At 66.8% G+C, this 19087-nt stretch carries 21 protein-coding genes; 8 read left to right on the forward strand and 13 right to left on the reverse strand.

Annotated features, from left to right (window positions below):
- Positions 1 to 56: 56 nt before the first annotated feature.
- From AB6M95_RS11865 to AB6M95_RS11875, 3 genes are all read left to right on the forward strand, one after another.
- Positions 57 to 593, forward strand: coding sequence for a 3'-5' exonuclease (locus AB6M95_RS11865; RefSeq protein WP_371386967.1), 537 nt, complete (start codon positions 57 to 59; stop codon positions 591 to 593).
- Entirely contained in the window at positions 593 to 1354 is a 762-nt protein-coding gene (gene cobM, locus AB6M95_RS11870) for a precorrin-4 C(11)-methyltransferase (protein ID WP_371386968.1), read from the forward strand. The genes AB6M95_RS11865 and cobM overlap by 1 nt, the downstream gene beginning before the upstream one ends.
- Positions 1355 to 1451: 97 nt before the next feature.
- The gene (locus tag AB6M95_RS11875; protein ID WP_371386969.1) at positions 1452 to 2462 is read left to right on the forward strand and encodes an endonuclease/exonuclease/phosphatase family protein; all 1011 of its coding nucleotides are present in this window, start codon (positions 1452 to 1454) and stop codon (positions 2460 to 2462) included.
- A gap of 91 nt (positions 2463 to 2553) precedes the next feature.
- Here the strand turns inward: AB6M95_RS11875 and AB6M95_RS11880 are convergent, their stop codons facing one another.
- Positions 2554 to 3297, reverse strand: a complete 744-nt coding sequence (locus AB6M95_RS11880; RefSeq protein WP_371386970.1) for a substrate-binding periplasmic protein — start codon at positions 3295 to 3297, stop codon at positions 2554 to 2556.
- A gap of 173 nt (positions 3298 to 3470) precedes the next feature.
- Between AB6M95_RS11880 and AB6M95_RS11885 the strand changes: the two genes are divergently transcribed.
- Positions 3471 to 3866 (forward strand): secondary thiamine-phosphate synthase enzyme YjbQ, encoded by a 396-nt coding sequence (locus AB6M95_RS11885; RefSeq protein WP_371386971.1) that lies wholly within the window; start codon positions 3471 to 3473, stop codon positions 3864 to 3866.
- 102 nt (positions 3867 to 3968) lie between these two features.
- On the opposite strand, the gene AB6M95_RS11890 is transcribed toward AB6M95_RS11885, so the two are convergent.
- The 3 genes from AB6M95_RS11890 to AB6M95_RS11900 all read right to left on the reverse strand — a co-directional run bounded on the left by AB6M95_RS11890 (position 3969) and on the right by AB6M95_RS11900 (position 7446).
- A complete protein-coding gene (locus AB6M95_RS11890) occupies positions 3969 to 6083 on the reverse strand; it encodes a methyl-accepting chemotaxis protein (protein WP_371386972.1) in 2115 nt (704 codons plus the stop codon).
- A gap of 161 nt (positions 6084 to 6244) precedes the next feature.
- Positions 6245 to 7141 (reverse strand): mechanosensitive ion channel family protein, encoded by an 897-nt coding sequence (locus AB6M95_RS11895; protein ID WP_371386973.1) that lies wholly within the window; start codon positions 7139 to 7141, stop codon positions 6245 to 6247.
- Positions 7142 to 7245: 104 nt separating this feature from the next.
- The gene (locus tag AB6M95_RS11900) at positions 7246 to 7446 is read right to left on the reverse strand and encodes a hypothetical protein (protein ID WP_371386974.1); all 201 of its coding nucleotides are present in this window, start codon (positions 7444 to 7446) and stop codon (positions 7246 to 7248) included.
- A gap of 185 nt (positions 7447 to 7631) precedes the next feature.
- On the opposite strand from AB6M95_RS11900, the gene AB6M95_RS11905 reads away from it, so the two are divergent.
- Together AB6M95_RS11905 and AB6M95_RS11910 are read left to right on the forward strand one after the other, a co-directional pair.
- Positions 7632 to 7949, forward strand: coding sequence for a DUF4389 domain-containing protein (locus AB6M95_RS11905; protein ID WP_371386975.1), 318 nt, complete (start codon positions 7632 to 7634; stop codon positions 7947 to 7949).
- A gap of 1 nt (position 7950) precedes the next feature.
- Positions 7951 to 8223 (forward strand): cysteine-rich small domain-containing protein, encoded by a 273-nt coding sequence (locus AB6M95_RS11910; protein WP_371386976.1) that lies wholly within the window; start codon positions 7951 to 7953, stop codon positions 8221 to 8223.
- Between the two features lie 4 nt (positions 8224 to 8227).
- Here the strand turns inward: AB6M95_RS11910 and AB6M95_RS11915 are convergent, their stop codons facing one another.
- From AB6M95_RS11915 to AB6M95_RS11935, 5 genes are all read right to left on the reverse strand, one after another.
- On the reverse strand, positions 8228 to 8671 hold the full coding sequence (locus AB6M95_RS11915) for a hypothetical protein (RefSeq protein WP_371386977.1): 444 nt from the start codon (positions 8669 to 8671) through the stop codon (positions 8228 to 8230).
- A gap of 22 nt (positions 8672 to 8693) precedes the next feature.
- Positions 8694 to 9896 (reverse strand): HD-GYP domain-containing protein, encoded by a 1203-nt coding sequence (locus tag AB6M95_RS11920; protein WP_371386978.1) that lies wholly within the window; start codon positions 9894 to 9896, stop codon positions 8694 to 8696.
- Between the two features lie 16 nt (positions 9897 to 9912).
- Complete coding sequence (locus AB6M95_RS11925) at positions 9913 to 10608, reverse strand: flagellar brake protein (RefSeq protein WP_371386979.1); 696 nt, start codon at positions 10606 to 10608, stop codon at positions 9913 to 9915.
- A 127-nt stretch (positions 10609 to 10735) separates the two neighbouring features.
- Entirely contained in the window at positions 10736 to 11293 is a 558-nt protein-coding gene (gene amrA, locus AB6M95_RS11930) for an AmmeMemoRadiSam system protein A (protein ID WP_371386980.1), read from the reverse strand.
- Between the two features lie 3 nt (positions 11294 to 11296).
- Positions 11297 to 12598, reverse strand: a complete 1302-nt coding sequence (locus tag AB6M95_RS11935; protein ID WP_371386981.1) for an MFS transporter — start codon at positions 12596 to 12598, stop codon at positions 11297 to 11299.
- A 92-nt stretch (positions 12599 to 12690) separates the two neighbouring features.
- Between AB6M95_RS11935 and AB6M95_RS11940 the strand changes: the two genes are divergently transcribed.
- Positions 12691 to 13500, forward strand: coding sequence for a substrate-binding periplasmic protein (locus AB6M95_RS11940; protein WP_371386982.1), 810 nt, complete (start codon positions 12691 to 12693; stop codon positions 13498 to 13500).
- Here AB6M95_RS11940 and cbiE read toward each other — a convergent pair.
- Complete coding sequence (gene cbiE / locus AB6M95_RS11945) at positions 13497 to 14741, reverse strand: precorrin-6y C5,15-methyltransferase (decarboxylating) subunit CbiE (protein ID WP_371386983.1); 1245 nt, start codon at positions 14739 to 14741, stop codon at positions 13497 to 13499. The genes AB6M95_RS11940 and cbiE overlap by 4 nt on opposite strands.
- A gap of 147 nt (positions 14742 to 14888) precedes the next feature.
- On the opposite strand from cbiE, the gene fsa reads away from it, so the two are divergent.
- A complete protein-coding gene (gene fsa, locus AB6M95_RS11950; RefSeq protein WP_371386984.1) occupies positions 14889 to 15539 on the forward strand; it encodes a fructose-6-phosphate aldolase in 651 nt (216 codons plus the stop codon).
- Between the two features lie 65 nt (positions 15540 to 15604).
- Here fsa and AB6M95_RS11955 read toward each other — a convergent pair whose 3' ends face one another.
- From AB6M95_RS11955 to AB6M95_RS11965, 3 genes are read right to left on the reverse strand one after another with little or no spacing between them, the layout of a single operon-like run.
- Positions 15605 to 16444, reverse strand: a complete 840-nt coding sequence (locus AB6M95_RS11955) for a glycosyltransferase family 2 protein (protein ID WP_371386985.1) — start codon at positions 16442 to 16444, stop codon at positions 15605 to 15607.
- A 59-nt stretch (positions 16445 to 16503) separates the two neighbouring features.
- Positions 16504 to 17580 carry a cobalt-precorrin-5B (C(1))-methyltransferase CbiD gene (gene cbiD / locus AB6M95_RS11960; protein WP_371386986.1) on the reverse strand — a complete coding sequence of 359 codons (1077 nt, stop codon included), beginning with the start codon at positions 17578 to 17580 and terminating at the stop codon, positions 16504 to 16506.
- 2 nt (positions 17581 to 17582) lie between these two features.
- Positions 17583 to 19079, reverse strand: coding sequence for an SDR family oxidoreductase (locus AB6M95_RS11965; RefSeq protein ID WP_371386987.1), 1497 nt, complete (start codon positions 19077 to 19079; stop codon positions 17583 to 17585).
- Between the last annotated feature and the right edge of the window lie 8 nt (positions 19080 to 19087).

Below are 19087 nucleotides of genomic sequence, written 5' to 3' on the forward strand. Positions count from 1 at the left end.
AAGAACCCTTTTCAAAGGGTTTTCCCTCCCCTTCCCCCGGCCGCCGGAGGCTCCCTATGCCCACATTGGACGACGTGCGGTTTGTGGCGATTGATTTCGAGACGGCGGACCCGAAGCGGGATTCGGCGTGCGCGTTGGGTATCGTGGTGGTGGAACGGGGCGAGATCGTGGCCCGGGACTACCGTTTGATCCGCCCGCCCAGGGCCAAGTTCAATCCTTTTTGCGTGCGCGTGCACGGCATCCACTGGTCGGACGTGTGCGACGAGCCGAGCTTCGGGGATTTGTGGCCCGAGTTGGAGGTCTATTTCCAGGGCGCGGACTTCCTGGTGGCGCACAATGCGGCCTTCGACAAGTCGGTGCTGCACACCTGCTGCCGCGAATCGGGCCGGACCGCGCCGGAGCAGCCGTTTTTGTGCACGGTGCAGCTGGCCCGCAAGACGTGGGAGCTGGCCTCGAACAAGCTGCCGAGCGTGTGCGCGCACCTGGGCATCGAACTGAACCACCACAACGCGGCCTCGGACGCCGAGGCGTGCGCCCTCATCGCGGTCAACGGACTGCGGATCAACCCTGACTTCATGCGCAAGGTGCTGTGATGGCGGACGTGTATTTCATCGGGGCCGGACCGGGCGACCCGGAGCTGTTGACGGTTAAGGGACGGCGGCTCATCGGCGAGGCGGACCTGGTGCTCTACGCCGGGTCCCTGGTGCCCGCCGAGGTGGTGGCCGGGGCCAGGGACGGGGCGCAGGTGGCCGACTCCGCGCCCATGAGCCTGGAGGAGACCCACGCGCTCATGGCCGAGACCGTGGCCTCGGGCGGGATGGTCGCCCGCGTGCACACCGGCGACCCGTCGCTGTACGGGGCCGTCCGCGAGCAGATGGCCCTGCTGGACGCGGCCGGGATCACGTATGCGGTGGTGCCGGGCGTGACCGCCGGGTTCGCGGCCGCGGCTGCGGCCAGGCGGTCGTACACCGTGCCCGAGGTGACCCAGACGCTGATTTTCACCCGGCTGGAAGGCAAGACGCCGGTGCCCGAGGGCGAGGGGCTGCGCAAGTTGGCGGCCCACGGCTCGGCCATGTGCATCTATCTGTCGGCGGGCGACCCCGAGGGCGTGCAGCGGGAGCTGTTGGCGGGCGGCCTGGCCGCTTCGACCCTGGTGGTCATGGCCTACCGGGTGGGCTGGCCCGAGGAGAAGGTCGTGGAGACCGAACTGGCTGAGCTGGCGCGTGCGGCGCGCGAAAACGGCTTCACCCGCCAGACCGTGTTCCTGGTCCTGCCCGGACAGGGGCGCGAGGACGCGGGCAAGGCCCGTTCGCTGCTGTACGACAAGGATTTCCGGCATATGTACCGCGCCTGACGGGAATGGGGGTTGTCTCCCGGATGTGCGGTGCGCTATAGGTCGGGCATGTCCCGAGAACATGCGACAGGCGACCGCTGAATCCCCCCCCGGACTCATGCAGACATCCAAGCCCATCCTTTCGTCACTGGTCTGGCTCTATCTGGTTTGCATCGTTGCGGCCACCCTCCTGATGTGGGCGCTGGGCGACCGCTGGTGGCCGGCCACCCTGCTGCTCTTCGGGCCCCGGTGGATGCTGGGGCTGCCGCTGGTCGCGCTCATCCCCCTGGCCTTGTTCCGCAGGCGGTTCCTGCTTCTTCCCCTGGGCTTGTCCCTGGTCGTCTTTCTGTGGCCGCTTCTCGGCTGGAACGTGGTCCTCGGCTCCCCCTCGGCCGCGCCAGGAGCGAGCATACGGGTGTTGTCCTGCAATACCAAGGACGGGCATATCAACCGGGATGCCCTCGCCGCGCTGATCACGAACCTGAGCGTCGATGTGGTGGCCCTGCAGGAGCTGCCCAAGTGGTTCGCCCTGCCCATCCTCCCGGGGTGGCACGCCTACAGGGAACACGGGGTGGCCATCTATTCCCGATACCCTCTTGAGCGGGGCAAGGCCGTTTGGGCCGCCCACCCGCCGCATCTGAACAAGCGGTTGAGCGGGCTGAGCGCGGTGGTCGACGCGCCGCAGGGCAAGTTCCTCTTTTGCGCGGTGCATCTCCCCAGCGCCCGGTACGGCCTGCAGAACGTCATCAGCCGAGACGTGGGCGTGGACCCGGCCAAGGCGGCCATGCTCAAGGGCGAGACCTCGGGGCGCGAGCATGCCTCCATGCTGGTGGCGTCCCTGGTGGAATTCTCTCACCTGCCGGTAGTGGTTGCCGGGGACTTCAACATGCCCCGGCAGAGCCGGATTTTCAGGGAGGCCTGGGGCGGGTTCCACGATGTCTTCGAAGAAACGGCGAGCGGCTACGGCTGGACCTTTTACGACGAGTACCGGGGCATCCCCGTGCCGCTGTCCATCGACCACGTTGTGACCCGCAACGGCGCGACGCCTCGGGATTTCATGGTCGGTCCGGATATCTATTCGGACCATCGCCCGATCATCGCCGACGTGGCCCTGCCCCCGGCGGAGTAGGACGAAACCGTTGGGGCCGCGCCCGCCGGGCCTTGCCGGGAACGGCTGGTCCGACGCATGCCGCCGGTGTGGCGATCAAGACGATCGGCGCCTAATACCCGAAATACCGTTGGTAGAGCCTGCTCAATTCTCCCTCCTTTTCCATGGCGGAAAGCGTTTCATTCAGTTTTTCCACCAGGTCCTTGTTGGGGGAGCGGCGAGAGAAGACCAGATAAACGCCATCCTTTTGGGCGGGCCGGAAGGCGGCCTGGACGATGCTCTTTTCGGCCCCGGCCATGACGATCTTCTGTTTGGCGACCTCTCCGGCCATGGCGAAACAGTCGATGCGTCCCTCCAGGAGCTTCCTGATATTGAGCATGTCGGAAAGAACCGGTTTCTTGGTCAGCGTATCGTCATTGTCAAACCGATCGAAATATTTCACCTCTTCCAAGGTCCCTATGGTCAGCCCGCGCAGGTCGTCGTACGAATCGATCCTCGGGCCGTCTCTCAGGACAAAAAAGCTCGTTCTTTCGTAACGGTACGGCGTCTCGACATAAAGATACCGCTCTTCCCTGTCCTTTCGCTTGAACAAGCCCGGCATGATGTCCACGTCGCCATTGTCGAGCATGTACATTGCCCGATGAAAACTCACTTCCACAAATTTGACCTTGAATCCCATCCGCTTCGCGACATCGTCCAGCAAGGCCACCACGAGCCCGGCGGGTCGGCCATTTTCCAGTGTCCGATACGGCGCAAAAAGAGGGAAGGCTACCGTGACGAGGCGTTCCGCGGATGCCGGTCTCGCCGGGCCGGTCAGAAACACAAGGAGCGCGATCAAAACCAATGTACGTTTCATGCAATGACTCAGTATAAATGTTCAGGGCAACGGCGTCCCAGGCTTCATTGTGCACAGACCCGGCACCGGAAGACAAGCTTCCTTTGGCGAGGTTGTCCGCCGTCGCCGACTCGTGCATGATGGCAGCACTCTTTATCTGAACGATATGATTAACTTCAACCGGAACGGACAGTATGGAAACACTCAGTATCCGGACGCGCGAACGCGAAGAGATGGTGGACATCACCTCCGCCGTACGGCGCGTGATCAGCGGGAACGGATGGTCCGACGGGGCGCTCTTGTTGTATTGCCCGCACACCACCGGGGCCGTCACCATCAACGAAGGGGCCGATCCGGACGTGGTCCGGGACATCCTCGTGAACATGTGCAAGCTGGTGCCGCGCAGCGGCGATTACCGCCACGCCGAGGGGAATTCCGACGCGCACATCAAGTCCTCCCTGTTCGGCTGCGACCAGATGGTCATCGTCGAGGGCGGGGACATCCGGCTCGGTACCTGGCAGAAGATCTATTTCTGCGAATTCCACGGGCCCAGAACCCGCAAGCTGTGGGTCAAGTGGCTGGGCGCATAGGGGCGGCCGGGCCGCCCGCGCTTTGCCGCTGGCGGGGGCGTCGGCCGGATGGCGCAAACAAACACCCTCGCCATTGTCGGCGGGGGTGTTGTTTTCTAGCGGCTAGGCGACCATCTGCTGGATGAGGTTGTCCAGCTCGATGACCATGCGTTGCAGGTCGCCCACGGATTCGGCGGCCTTGGCCATGGATTGGCTGGTCTCCACGGAGACCCGGCTGATGTCTTCGGTGGCCCGGTTGATCTCCTCGGCCGAGGCGGACTGCTGTTCCGAGGCGGCGGCGATGGACTGGACCTGTTCCGAGGAGTCGTCCGAGTAGGCCACGATCTCGTCGAGCATGGCCAGGGCCCGGTCGGCCAGCTTGGTGCTCTCGCCCACGGCGCGGGCGGCCGTGTCCGTGGAGGCGATGTTCGTCCGGCTGGCCTGCTGGATGGCGTGGATGGCGTTGTTCACCTCGGTGGTGGCGGCCATGGTCTTTTCGGCCAGCTTGCGGACCTCGTCGGCCACCACGGCGAAGCCCCGGCCCGCCTCGCCCGCGCGGGCCGCCTCGATGGCCGCGTTGAGCGCCAGCAGGTTGGTCTGGTCCGCGATGTCCGAGATGACCTCGATGATGTTCCCGATGGAGTCGGCCTGTTTGCCCAGGCCGGTCATGTCCTCCTTGAGCCGGTCGGCGTGGGACTGCACCTCGCGGATGGCCTTGACCACGTGGTTGACCACCTCCGCGCCCTCCCCGGCCTTGAGCCGGGTCTGGCTGGTGTTGTCGGCCGCCCGTCCGGCGTTGCGGGCCACTTCCAGGACCGTGGCGTTCATCTCCACCATGGCTGTTGCCGTCTCGGCGGTCCGTTCGTTCTGGACCCGGGTGCCCTGGCTGGCCTGCTCCACCTGCACCGCGAGGGCCGAGGACGAGTCGGCCAGGATGCGGGAGATGTCCGCCGCCTGCTGGGCCAGGTGGGCGTTCTTGCGCTGCAGAGTCATGATCCCTGTCTGGTCCACCACGATCTCCACCGCGCCGACCACGTTCCCCTTGGCGTCGAGGATGGGCTTGCCCGTGTACTTGATGTCCAGGTCCTTGCCCCCCGGGTGGGCGTCGGTCTCCGAGGTCTCCATCTTGCCCGTGCGCATGCTGGTGGTGCAGGCGCAGTTCTCGGTGCGGCAGTCCGAGGTCCTGAAGATGTCGTGGCAGCGGAGGGCGCGGTAGACGTCATGGTCCTCGAATCCGCCCAGGGTCCGGCCGGTCTCGTTCAGGAACAGGACGTTGAGATCCGTGTCCACGGTCATGACCGGCAGGGGGATGGTATCCAGGTATCGGACCAGGGCCTGGGCGATCTCGTTGCTCCGGCCGAGAATGCGGGCGAACTCGCCCTCGAGCCCGTCGGCCGGGGCCGTGGTCCGCAGCTTGCCGACCATGATGGCCTCGGCGGTCTCCTCGAACCGGTCGGACATGCCCTTGAGCGCGTCGGTGACGGCGACCAGGGAGGCGCACAACTGCCCGATCTCATCCTTCTGACGGACGTCGAGCCTGGCCTGGAAATTCCCCTTGGCGATCTCCCTGGCGAAGACCAGGGCCTTTTTGGCCGGGCGCGAGATGCCCAGGGCGATGAGCACGGACAGGAGGATCGAGGCCAGCACGCACGCGGCGGTGAGGATGGCCGTGGTCCGCAGCAGCTCGTCCCGTGTCTGCCGGAATTCGGCCTGCTGCCGGTCGATGCGCTCCTTCAGGCTGGCCTGGAGGGCGTCTACCTGGGTCATTGCCGCCTGAAAATACTTGTCCATGCGGTCGCTCATGGACGCCAGCCGCAGTCGGCTGGTGCCGTAGTCGTTCAGCATGTTGAGCAGGTCCTTGCCCATGAGGTCGAGGAGGTTGTTGTAGGCCTTGGCGAACTGGTCCACGTTCTCCTCCATGCCCAGCTGGCCGCCCAGGGTCTTGATCAGGCCGAGGTCCTCCTCGGCATGCGAACGCATGTCCGCCACCTTTTTTTCCGCTTCCGCAGCGTTCTGCCGGAGCAGTGCGCGGGAGAAATAGCCGTTGATGGATTCCAGCCGGGAATCGATTTCGAGCAGGGCGGACAGCTCGTCGGCGGCCTTGCCCTGGGTTTGCTCGAGCTCGGACAGTTCGTCCACCGCCCGGTTCTGGAAGATCGCGAATCCGATGAAGATCAGGGACAGGAGGGAAAAGCCGATGGAGAGCCGGGTTTTCACCGACAGGTTGTTGAAGCGCATGGCTGTCGTTATCCTTTGCAGGCTGCAACGCGGAGAGAGTTTGTGTTGTTACTGTGTTCAACGAGTGATCATACGTCTGTCTGCGGAACTGTGCGGGAGAATAGGCGAAATGTCCAGAGTCGGGGGCCGGGCGTCGCGCGGCGCGGTTCGTGGGACCCGGATCAGGCCGGGGCCGGACTCCCGTTCAGGTGGACCTGATTCATGTGGGTGGGGATGCCGCGCTCGCGGAATTCGCGGATGAGGCGGACGGCGATGTCGCTCTTGAGGTTCCAGGCCTCGGCCGGAGAGTCCGCCCAGGCGGCCACCCAGCAGGTCACGCTCTCCTTGTCCATGCGCATGACCCAGAACTGCGGTGGTTCCTGGGCGTTGTGGTGCCGGCTCTGCCCGGCCACGCGCGTGGCGATGTCGCTGACCTCCTCCAGGTCCGCGTCGTAGGACACCGAGAATTCGAGATAGGCCCAGAGCAGGGAGTCGTTCAGGGTCAGGTTGACGAACTCCTTGTTGAGCATGCGGCTGTTGGGGATGACGTACCGCTTCCAGTCCCAGGTCTTGATCTTGGTGTGGGTAATGGAGATGTCCTCCACCGTGCCGTACTGGCCGTCCATCATCAGGGTGTCGCCCACGCGCAGCTGCTTGGAGAAGCTGATGACGATGCCGGAGATCATGTTCTCCACCAGGGGCCGGGCCGCGATGCCGACCACGGCCGTGGTCACGGCGATGAGGATGGACAGCATGGTGCTCGGCAGCTTGCCGATGAACGGGAAGGTCAGGGCCACGGCCCAGGCCGCGAACACGCACAGGGTCAGCGCCCGGCGGATGATGGTGAACCGGGACTGGACGCCCTTGATGATGTCGTGCCGGTCCTGCCGCTCCTCCTTGTCGGACAGCACGTCGGTGGGCATGGCCGACCGCGTTTCCGGGTCCTTGAGCAGATGCTTGATGCGCCGGACGCGGCTTTCCTTGAAAGAGGTCACTCTGACGTGCAGCCAGAGGTAGGCCACCAGGGCCAACAGGGTGATGCCCGAAATGTACACGGCCAGGTTCACGTCTTCGATCATGGGGCTCCTTTTGCGGTTGGGGTTGCGCTCCCAAGCCTACGGGTAAACCGAGGTTTTGAAAAGGGAAGCGCGCAGCCGACCCGGAAAGGCCCGCACGGCGGGGGTTACGCACGGTCCGGCTCGACGGCGAGCCCCCCGTCCAGGCCGAGGGACGTCGCCCGGCGGCGCAGCTCGCGGTCGCGCTTGTCGCAGGACACGCACAGCCAGCGGGCCTGGGGCGTGAACCGGCAGCGCAGGCGGCTCAGGAAGCGGTGGTAGGTCTTGCCGCCGCACCGGGCGCAGTATCGGATTTGCAGTATGCTCATGGGGACTCCGGGGTGGCCGGAGGCAGGGTAGCGCCGTGGAGGCAAGGGGGCGTCACGGCGGCGTGACGGCCCTGTTAAGATGGCATGCCCGGGCGGGAAACCGGCCAGGGAAGGGGAAGCGATTGTACAGGACGGACGGGATGGGGTAGGTTGGGTACGAGCAAACGACAACCGGAGGGTATCCCATGTCCACGGAAACGCGCGCGACCACAGTGAACCGGGGCGAGATCCTGAAGCGCCTCATCGTCACCCTGGTCTGCCTCATCTTCTTCGAGGTCCTGACCCTGATCATCGAGGTGGCCACCCTGTTCCAGTACGCCTACCTGCTCGTGGCCAAAAAACGCAGCGAGCCGCTCAGGCGGTTTTGCAACGGACTGGCTCAATACGGCTACCGCATCATGCGCTACGCCACCCTGAACGACAACCGGCGGCCCTTCCCCTTTGCCGAGTTCCCCTCGGACGAGGATTGCGAGCCGCCCGTCAAGCAGGTACAGTTCCGTTGACATGCAAAACAGCCATCGGTTTTTCAGCAACACGGACTGCGAGTACTTTCCCTGCCACAAGACCAGGCGGCCGGAGCGGTTCAACTGCCTGTTCTGTTTCTGCCCGCTCTACTTCTTCGAGGAGTGCGGCGGCAACTACGTGATCCTCGACTCCGGGGTCAAGGACTGCACCACCTGCCTGATCCCGCACACGCCCGAGGGGTACGACCACATCCTGGGCCGGTTGAAGGCGCGCTTCGCCGAGATCCGCAAGGCCGGGTTGGAAGAGGACTGAGCGCCTAGACGCCGCGCCGGGCGTTGAAGGGCGAGTGGGTCATGTAGTAGTTGAGCTCGCGCTCCAGCCGGGCACGCTCGCGGGACGCCCGCCGTTCCTGGGACTCCAGGTCCAGCCCGTTGTCCTGGAACCGGGCCAGGGACACGAAGCAGTTCTTGACCCGGGACAACTCGTCGTGCTGCCGTTTCTTCCAGAAATAATAGGCCATGATCTTGGCCGCGCTCTTGATGTCTTCCTTGGAGTAGACGAGCCGCCGCTCGTCCAGGGGAAAGCTCTCGCCGTCCTCCACCAGGGGCAGGACGCCGACCACGACCTCCTTGGCCCGCTTCAGGGACTGGGGCGAGACCCGGTAGACCTTCACCTTCCGGCTGCGTCCGAGCCACCACTTGAAACCGTAGAGCAGGACCGTCAGCACGATCACGCCAAGCCATATGTTCTTGTCCAGCATCGGGAGTCTCCGGAGGGGCGGGTCAGTTCCTGGTCAGGTAGTTCATGAGGTTCTTGCGATAGGCCGAGGGGTCGGCGCACTCCAGTATCTCGATGGCCCCGGCGCCTTCGGGCTGGTCGGTCAGGTCCACGTCGCGGGTATGGATGGGCTTCATTTCCTCGTCCATGACGATACGGATCTTCGGGTTCAGCGGCTCGCGCGAGTTGGTCTCGAAGACCAGGGCGTACTGGCCGGTGTTCAGGCGCACGAAGCTGCCCGCCGGGAAGATGCCCAGACACTTGATGAACAGCTGGACCTCGGTGGGGTCGAAGTCCTGGTCGCGCATGCCGTACATGATGCCCAGCGCCTTGTTGGGCAGGATGGCGTTCTTGTAGCAGCGGTCCGAGGTCAGGGCGTCGTACACGTCGGCCAGGCAGAGGATGCGGGCGAAGGCCGGGATGTCCTTGCGCGTCAGCCCGTCGGGATAGCCCGAGCCGTTGTACCGCTCGTGGTGGTGCATGACGGCCTGCAGGACGCGGTCCGGGATGTCGCCGTTGTGCCGCAGGATGTCGCAGCCGAACTGGGGATGGCGACGGACCTCGTCGCGCTCGGGGCCGGTCAGGGGGCCGGGCTTGTTGATGATCCGGGCCGGGACCGTGGTCTTGCCCAGGTCGTGCATCATCCCGGCCACGCCGAGCAGGGTCAGCTCGTCGCGGGACATGCCGATGAATTCGCCGAAGACCACGCTGATGGCGGCCACGTTGATGCAGTGGGTGTAGGTGTAGTCGTCGAACTGGGACAGCTTGGCCAGGCAGACCAGGGTGTCGGGGTTGGACACGGCCGACTCCACGATGGCGCTGGCCGTCTTGAGCGAGGTTGCGTAGTCCATCTTGCGCCCGAGCTTGGCGCCCTGGACGATCTGCATGGCGTGGACCATGGCGTCCTCGTAGGTGACCCTGGCCGAGGAGATGGCCTGGTCGAAGGGCGTGCGCACGGGCATTTCGCGGCCGAGCCCGCAGCCGGAGATGAGCCGGTCCAGGTGGGTCTCGTCGGACAACCCGTCCGGTTCCTCAGTGGCCACGAAGACCTCCCTGTAGCCCAGCTCCATGAGGCGGGCCACCTCGGCCTCGGATTCGATGATGCCGGGGTCGGTGTACAGATAGGGCAGGTGCTGCCAGAGCTCTCCGGGCACCTGGACCACTTCCATGCCGGGTTTCAGGGCTTCTATGGGAATTTTCTTTATCATGCCGGCGTCCGGTGGGTTAGCGGGTCAGTCTGCGCATTCTCTCCAGGTACGTTCCGATACGCTCCTCTTCCACGTCGTTCAGATCGAGGAACATGGCCCCAATGGTGTGCAGGCCCTGCTCCCGCTGGATGTTCCGGACCACGATGGGCAGCTTGAGCGTGCCCTCGGTCCCCAGGTTGACGATGGCCAGCAGGGTGTCGCCCACTTCGAGCCGGGTGATGGGGTCCCGCGCCCCCGCGCGGACCGTGGCCTTGCAGCCCGTGGCGCTGATGTTGACGATCAGGCACTCGTACTCGGCGTCCTCGGCCTGAAGCCTGCCGTCGATGTTGCACCGGGTCCGGGTGTCCCGCCGCAGCTCCACCTTCTCGATGACCGTCGGGTAGGCGAAGAAAACCAGCGAGGTGGGGGAGGTGACCGCGTTGTACGTCGTGGTCTTGAACCCGTAGACCGTGCCCTGGTGGATGTACTTGACGACGATCTCGCCGCCCAGGACCAGCTGGTCGCGGATGCGGCCCGGCAGCCGGACCGAGACGATGAGGTAGTCGTAGGGGTCGAAGCCCACGATGCGTCCCCGGTAGGAGTGGTCCGCGCCGGGGACCCGGATGACCACGTTTTTGCCCAGGGAAACGCGCAGCTGCACGCCCGGCATCTTCAAGACCTTGGTCTCGGCCGGGGCGATCATGTTGATTTCCTTTCCGGGCTTCACGGCCATGGAGCACCTTGCCTGCGGGCGGTCTGCACGGCGGATCGGCGGGATCGCCGGTCATCCATTTCTTGAGGAATCTATACACAGGAACAACTACCACTGTCGATAGGAGAATTCCCGGTTGCTTTGAACGTCAGAAGACCTCGGCCTCGAACCAGAAGATGGTCGTGTCCGGGTCCTTCCAGGCGTCGCGCGGCAGCCCGGCCTTGTGGCAGGTCTGGGCCAGAAAGGTCTCGCGGTCCCAATGCCACTCCACCGGGACCTGGGGCAGGAGCAGGCCCGAGCGGCCGTGGGCGCTCATGATCAGCCCGTGGCGGCCGACCTCCACCAGCTCCGGGTCCGGGCACGGTTCGATGGGGCTGAGGATGGAGATCTCGTACTCGATGCGCCGGAACTCGTCCTCGTCCAGCGGCGGGAAGCGCGGGTCGCGGAAGGCGGCGGACCGGGCCATGTCCCAGATCGTGCGGTACAGCGCGTCCGAACCCTGGACGTTGCCGATGCAGCCGCGCAGGTTGCCGTCGATCTTGAGGGTCACGAACGCCCCCAGGTGCTCGCGCAGCTTGTCCGTGGGCGGCTCGGGCGGCCGGTTCGGGCCGTCGCCGATGCCCAGGCCCGACGAAATGGACCGGACCACCAGATCCTTGAGGTACCGTTTTTCCCCGTCGGTCAGTTCGAAGCGGAAGTCGGACATGATTCACTCCTGATTGCGGTTGGCGGCGGGCACGAAGAGCATGCCGACCAGGCCGAGGACGAAGAGCACGACCACGGCGGACATGCCCAGCCGCTGGCTGCCGGTGGCCAGGGTCAGCCAGCCCACCAGGAACGGCCCGAGGAACGAGGTCAGCTTGCCGGACAGGGCCATGAGTCCGAACATCTCGGTGCGCACCTCGGGCGGGGCCGCGTGGGCCAGCCAGGACCGGCTCGATGCCTGGACCGGCCCCACGAATATACCGATTGCCAGCCCGAAAATCCAGAACAGGGTCTTGCTTTTCACCAGCAGGATGGCCGCGCCGGGCACGGTCAGCCCGATCAGGGAGAGGATGATGGTCGGCCGGGGCCCCAGGCGGTCGTCCAGCCAGGCGAAGGAGGCCGCGCCCAGTCCGGCGGTCACGTTCAGGCCGATGCCGAAGACGATGACCTCGCTCGGGGTCATGCCGAAGGCCGCAGCCGCGTAGATGCCGCCAAAGGCGAACATGGTCGTCAGCCCGTCGTTGTAGAACATGCGCGCCAGCAGGAACAGGGCGATGGGCCGGTGGCCGCGCAGGTTGCGAAGGGAGCGGCGCAGCTGGGCCGCGCCCTCGGCCACGGCGCGTGCAAGCGGGATGCGCGCGCTTTGCGCGTCCGGGGTGAACAGGAAAAGCGGCAGGCAGAAGACCAGGTACCACAGGGCGGTCAGGGGCATGACCGCGCGCACGTTCAGGGCGTCCGTGCGCGGCACGCCGAACCAGCCCGGCGGCTGGACCAGGCCGTAGAGGGCGACGAGCAGCAGGACCAGCCCGCCTGCGTAGCCCAGCCCCCAGCCCCAGCCCGACCAGCGTCCGATGCGCGTCTTGTCGGCCAGGTCCGGGAGCATGGCGTTGTAGAAGATCATGGCGTACTCGCTGCCCAGGGTTCCGGCCCCGGCCAGGAGCAGGGCGGGCCAGGTCCAGGCCGGGTCGGGCCGGACGAACCAGAGCAGCCCGGTGGCCGCGATGCACAGGCCGGTGAAGGCCGCCAGCCACGGCTTGCGCCGTCCGGTGCGGTCGGCCACGGCCCCGAGCAGGGGGCCGCCCAGGCCGATGACCAGCCCGGCCACGCCCATCATGTTACCCCACCAGGCCGTGCCCAGGGTCTCGTCCTCGGCCACGGCGCGGGCGAAGTAGGCCGCGAACACGAAGGTCTGGACGAGGGCCGCGAACCCGGAGTTGGCCCAGTCGTACAGGGCCCAGGAGAACAGGGAGCGGACCGGGCGCGCCGAAGAGCGAAGCGGGTCGGATGGGCTACGGGTTTCGGGCATGGTCCGCAGGGTAATATATGCGCTCCGGGTGCGCCACACCTAGCTGCGGGCCGGGGCAAAAAAATAGAGGCAAAGCAGGTGGGAGCGTGTTAATGTGCAGCATGTCCCGGATATCCCTCTTCGTCCTCCTCGCCTGCCTGAGCCTGATCCTGCCCCTCCCGGGCGCGGCTCCGGCCCGGGCGCAGGGGCCGGTGGTCCTCGTGACCGACGAGTACCCGCCCTACGTCCTGTCCAAGGGGGCATGGCCCGGCCTGCTGACCGAGATCGTCCAGGCCGCCTTTGCCGAGGCCGGGGTGGAGACGAAGATCCTGTACCGCCCCTGGCGGCGGTGCGCCCTGATGGTCCGGGAGGGCGACGCCTTCGGGGCCTACCCCTACGCCCGCACGGACAAGCGCGCCGAGTACGCCTGGTTCAGCGAGTCCATCTGGGTCTGCCGCAACGTCTTCTTCTACATGAAGGGGCGGATGGGCGACTTCGACTACACCTCCCTGGAGGCCCTGCGCGACTACACCATCGCCGGGACCTCGGGCCATTACTACGAGGAAATCTTCAAGAAAAAGGGGCTCGCCGTGGACTACGCCCCGGGCGAGGCCTCGGGCGTGCGCAGGCTGTGGGAGCTGCGCGCCGCCCTGTTCGCCGAGGACGAACTGGTGGGCTGGACCCTGATCAACCGCATCTTCCCCAGCCGCGCGGATCTTTTCGGGTCCACCCCCACTCCCTGGAACCTCAACCCGCAGCACCTCATGGTCTCCAGGGCCTACCCCGGCGCGAGCGAACTCCTGGCCCGTTTCGACAAGGGCCTCGCGGCCATCCGCCGGGACGGCACCTACGATCGGCTGGTGGACAAGTATTGCCGCCAGGTCCGGACGTTCCTGGAGGAATCGGGCGTGGAGATCCGCTAGGGCTTTTCGGCCCAGAGCACGAAGACCGGATTCTGCGCCTTGAAGCGCAGGTCCCCGGCCAGGGAATCCGTGGCCGAGGCCTGGAGCTGGGTCACGCCGAAGTACCAGCCCAGGGACTGGAAATGGTCCTTGGCCGCGTGCAGCGAGTCGAGCAGGATGCAGTGGATCACCACCCGCCCTCGCGGCGCAAGCCGACGGCAGGCGGTTTCGAGCAGGGCGGTGTCCTGGTTGGCTTCCCCGCCCAGCCCGCCGCCGATGAAGATGCGGTCCGGCTCGGGCAGCCCGTCCAGCGCCTCGGGCATGCTGCCGAGGACCACGTCCACCAGCCATGCCCCGGTGCGCCGGATGTTCTCGCGGATCATGGCCGCGCGGGTCTTGTTGCGCTCCACCGCGAAGACCCGGCCGCGCCGCGCCAGGTGCGAGGCCTCGATGGACACGGAGCCGCAGCCCGCGCCGAGGTCCCAGACCGTGGAGTCCGGGGCCACGCCCAGATGGGCCAGCCCGGCCGCGCGCACGGGCAGCTTGGTGATCAGGTTCTTCTGGTGCAGGTAGAAATGGTCCGGGATGCCCAGCGACAGGGCGATCTCCGGCGGATACTGGCGCTCCAGGATGACCAGGTTGAGCGGCGAGAAGTCCATGCCCCAGGTCTCGGGCAGGGCCAGGGGCCGGATGCGCTCGTCCGCCGCGCCCAAATTTTCGAGCACGGTCATGGAGAAGCAGTCCGCGCCGCGTTCGAGCAGGGCGCGGGCCACCTCGGCGGGCGTGTTCACCGCGTCGGTGAAGACCGCGATCAGGTCCGCCCGGACCAGGGCGGCGTACAGCGGGGAAAAGTCGTCGCGCCCGTGCAGGGAGACGAAGTCCATGTCCTGCCACGGTAGGGCCAGCCGGGCTGCGGCCAGCTGCACCGTGGACAGGCTCGGCTCGACCAGCAGGTTCTCCCGGCCCAGTTCCTCGCCCAGCCGCTTGCCGATGCCGAAGAAGAGCGGGTCGCCGTCGGCCAGGACCACGACCTTGCGTCCCTTGTGGGCGTTCTTGCGCACGGCCTCGATGATCGGCTTGAGCGGCCCGGCGATGGCCAGGCGGTGGGCGCCTTCCGGGATCAGCGTGTCCGGGCAGGCCGCGAGCAGGCGCGTGCCGCCGACCACCAGGTCGGCCTCGGCCAGGGCCTTGGCGGCGGTACCGGTGGGGGTGAGGGAGCCGGGGGGCAGCCCGATGATGCGGACGGGTTCCATCTTGGTCATTGTGCCAATGTAAACGAAACCGGGCCGGGGGGGAAGGACAATGCGCAGGGGGCGAAAACGTTTGCAGAAGCTTTCCACTTTATTTTGTTTATGTTATCACTCCCCAGCAAACCCCGGAGCGTCCTGCCCCACCACTTAGGAGGAACCATGCAATTCTTTCTCGATACCGCCAACCTGGACCAGATCCGCGAAGTGGGTGAACTCGGCCTGCTCGACGGCGTGACCACCAATCCGACGCTCATGTCCCGCGAGGGCGGCGACTGGCGCAAGCAGGCCGCGCTCATCTGCGAGATGGTGGACGGCCCGGTCTCCCTGGAAGTCATCGGCACCAGCCACGAGCAGATGATCAAGGAGGCCAAGGACCTGGTCTCCTTCGGCACCAACGTGGTGGTCAAGATCCCGATGATCCCCGAGGGGCTCAAGGCCCTGCGCGAACTGACCGAACGGGGCATCAAGACCAACGTGACCCTGGTCTTCTCGCCCACCCAGGCCCTGCTGGCGGCCAAGCTCGGGGCCACCTACGTCTCGCCCTTCGTGGGCAGGCTGGACGGCCTGAGCCAGTCCGGCATGGAGGGCGTGGACCAGATGCGGACCCTGTTCGACAACTACGCCTTCGACACCAAGATCCTGGTGGCCTCGGTGCGCCACCCCCTGCACGTGCTCGAGGCCGGGCTGATCGGCGCGGACGTCATCACCCTGCCGTACTCCACGATCACCCAGCTCATGCACCACCCCCTGACCGACCAGGGTCTGGCCACGTTCCTGGCCGACTGGGAGGCCTTCCAGAAAGGCGAATAAACGGCGAGAAACGAAAGGCCGCCCCGAGGGGCGGCCTTTTTTTGTCCGTGCGGCCGGGCCGCGCGCTAGAACCCCGGGACGGTCAGGACCTTGCCCTCGACCGTCTTGAGCAGTTCGCGGACGTCGTCGGGGCCGGGGATGTGGCCTCGGGTGAAGGGCTGGGCGTAGAGGCGGCCGCGCCCGAAATCCTCGGCCCACTGGACGACCACGGGGTGGAAGAAGCCGGGGTTGTTCAGGACGATGGCGGCCTTGGCCGGGCCGTCGTGCTCCCGGGCCTGGTAGGAGAAGTTGTCCCCGTGGAAATGGTATTCGTAGAGGGGGGCGGGGATGTGCAGGAACCGCGCTCCGGCGGCCACGCACTGCACCCAGTAGTCCCAGTCCTCGTAGTCGGTGTTGGCCGGGTAGCGCGCCCCCGCCTCCCACAGTTCGCGGCGGTACACGGTCGGGGGCGGCAGGATGTTCTGCATGCGCAGCAGCCCCTGGTTGAAGTCGGGCAGCCGCGTCTCGCGCCGCTCCTCCGGGGTGCACTCGAAATAGTCGGGATAGACCCCGGAGATGCCGGGGTTGGCGTCGAGCGCCTTGATGCACCGGGCCATGAAGTCCGGCAGCAGGGCGTCGTCCGGGTCCAGGCAGAACAGGTAGCGCCCCCGGGCCAGGGCCAGGCCGTGGTTGCGCACCGGACCGGGCCTGCCCACGCGGTCGAGCCGCTCGACGACGAACCGCTCGCAGTCGAGCCGCCCGGCCCAGCCCTCGGCCCGGGCCACGGAGTCGTCGCCGCTCGCGTCGTCCACGAAAATGATTTCCACGTCGCCCAGCCCCGTGGTCTGCGCCGCGAGGGAACCGAAGAGCCTGTCGCTGAACCGGCCATAGTCATGGCTCGGGATCACGACGGAAAGAACCGGCATATGCGCCCCTTCATCCTGTTTTGGTTCCGGCCGGGCGCGGCATGAGCCGTGCTCCGGGCCTAGTCTCCAAGGGCGCGGCCGTCGAAGTCGAACACCGTATAGGAAACCGTACAATGCCTGCCTGCGTACCATTCGGCATGGCCTGCGGCTTCCCTTATCAGCAACTTGAGGAGGTTGTCACGGGCCGGATCGCCCTCCAGCGAGCCGAGCGCCTGGACCGCCGTGTTGGCCCCGCGCACCTCCGGGACGCGTGCCGGGTCCATCCCGGCCTCCAGGCACCGTTTCGCCAGCAGGTTGAAGTCCACGGGGTGCGTCCGGGCGTGGGTGTATTCCAGCCCCTGGGCCTGCTTGACCAGCTTGCCGAAGAACACGGCCCAGACGACCTCGGAGAAGCCGTGCCGTGCCGCGGCCCGCATGGAGAAGGCGAAAAAGTCGGCGGCCTGGATCAGGGCCGTCTCCGGGGTTTCGGGAAAGTTGTCCAGGTAGAACCGCTCGCTGCGCCGTCCCGTGGTGAAGACCGCGCGGTCGAGCCCCAGGGCGCGGGCCACGCTCAACCCCTCCTCGATGGTCGCCTTCCAGGAGTCGTGGGAGTACGGCTTGACGATGCCCTGGGTGCCGAGGATGGAGATGCCGCCGACGATGCCCAGGCGTGGGTTCATGGTCGCCCGGGCGATGGTCTCGCCCTCCGGAACCTCGACGGTCACCAGGATGCGGCCCGCAAATCCGCCGGCGGCCAGGCGGACCGCCATTTCGATCTGCCTGCGCGGCTCGGGGTTGATGGCGGGCTCGCCCACGGCCACGGGCAGGCCGGGCAGGGTCACGCGGCCCACGCCCCGGCCGCCGTCGAGGACGACGATGGGCGGGGCGGCCTCGCCGGGCTCCAGGCGGACCACGGCCTGGATGTCGTGGCCGTGGGTCACGTCCGGGTCGTCGCCGCCGTCCTTGACCACGGTCACGCGCACCCCGCCGTCCTCGAGCTCGAAGCGTTCGATGGGCACGGCCAGGACGCCGCCGGGCGGCAGGGGCACGTCCACGGTCTCCGGGCGTTCGCCGGTCAGCAGAAAGCGCACCCCGGCCATGGCTGCGGCCGAGGCGCAGGAGCCGGTGGTCCGGCCCGTTCTGAGCGGTTTGGTCACAGCTAGCGCACCCTCCGGGCGGGCTCGTACAGGGTGGTGCCCGCCAGGTCGGAGATGTTCTCGATGATGTTCTTGAAGAGCACCACGTGGAAGGGATACATGGCGTACCAGTAGAGGATGCCGGTCAGGCCGCGCGGCAGGAACTTGGCGGTCATGGACAGGTCCACGGCGTTCTCCCACTGCGCATCCATCTTGAATTCCAGGAGCGCCTCGCCGGGCAGGCGCATCTCGGCCAGGAGCAGGAGCCGCCGTCCCTTGTCCGAGGCCAGCACCCGCCAGAAGTCCAGGGCGTCCCCCACGCGCGGGGGCGCGTCGCCGCGCGGGCGGCCCCGCTTCATGCCCGGCCCGGCCAGGAGCCGGTCGATGAAGCCGCGCAGCCGCCACAGCGGGTCGCCGAAATACCAGCCCTGTTCCCCGCCGATGCGGGCCACCTGTTCCCAGACCTTGTCCGGGTCGCCCTGGAGCCGGGCCCTGTAGCCCATCTCGAACCGGGTGCCGCCCGCGTAGAGCGGGTCGTCGGCCGAGGCCCACTCGGGCATGCAGGCCGAGCCCACGTCGAACAGGCAGGTCTCCACGGCCTGTTGTTTGGTCTTTTCCAGGGCGCGGCGGATGGCCTCGCGGCAGGAGAGCAGCTCCTGGGGCACGAGCTCGCGGATGCGGTCGTCCCGGCAGACGACCTCGTTCCTGAGCCCCTCGATGAGCGCGCGGGACAGGGCCATGGGCACCGGGGTGATCAGGGAGACCCAGAAGGAGGACAGCCGGGGGGTGACGAAGGGCAGGGGCAGCAGCCGCCGTCGGGGGATGTCCGCCACCTCGGAGTAGAGATGGAAAAGTTCCTGGTAGGACATGACGTCCGGCCCGCCGATGTCCAGCGTCAGCCCGGCCGTGGCCTCGTTCTCCAGGCACCCGGTCAGGTAGCCGAGGACGTTGCGGATGGCGATGGGCTGGGTCCTGGTGCGCACCCAGGCCGGGGTGATCATGAACGGCAGCCGGTCGGCCAGGTAGCGGACCAGCTCGAAGGAGGACGAGCCCGAGCCGATGATCTGGGCCGCGCGCAGGATGGTCACCCTGGCCGGGCCCAGGGCCAGGATGCGGCCCACCTCGGCCCGCGAGCGCAGGTGCTTGGAAAGGGGATGGTCCTCGCGGTCCTCGCCCAGGCCGCCCAAGTAGATGATCCTCGACAGGTTCGCGTGCCCTGCGGCCTGGACCATGTTGTAGGCCGCGTCGCGCTCCTGCTCCGCGAAGTCGCGGTTCGGATGGGCCATGGAGTGGACCAGGTAGAAACAGGCGCTGCACCCCTCGACCGCCTTTTTCAGGCTTTCCGGGTCGTGCATGTCCGCGCGCACGGCCTCGACCTTGTCGCCCCAGGAGCGGGCGCGGATCTTGTCCACGCTGCGCCCCGCCGCCCGCACGCGATGGCCGCGCGCCAGCAGCTGCGGCACCAGCCGCCCGCCCACGTAGCCCGTGGAGCCGAGTACGAGAATCGGTCCGTCAGCCATGGCGGCCC

The organism is Pseudodesulfovibrio karagichevae (assembly GCF_041414475.1).
Lineage (GTDB): Bacteria > Desulfobacterota > Desulfovibrionia > Desulfovibrionales > Desulfovibrionaceae > Pseudodesulfovibrio > Pseudodesulfovibrio karagichevae.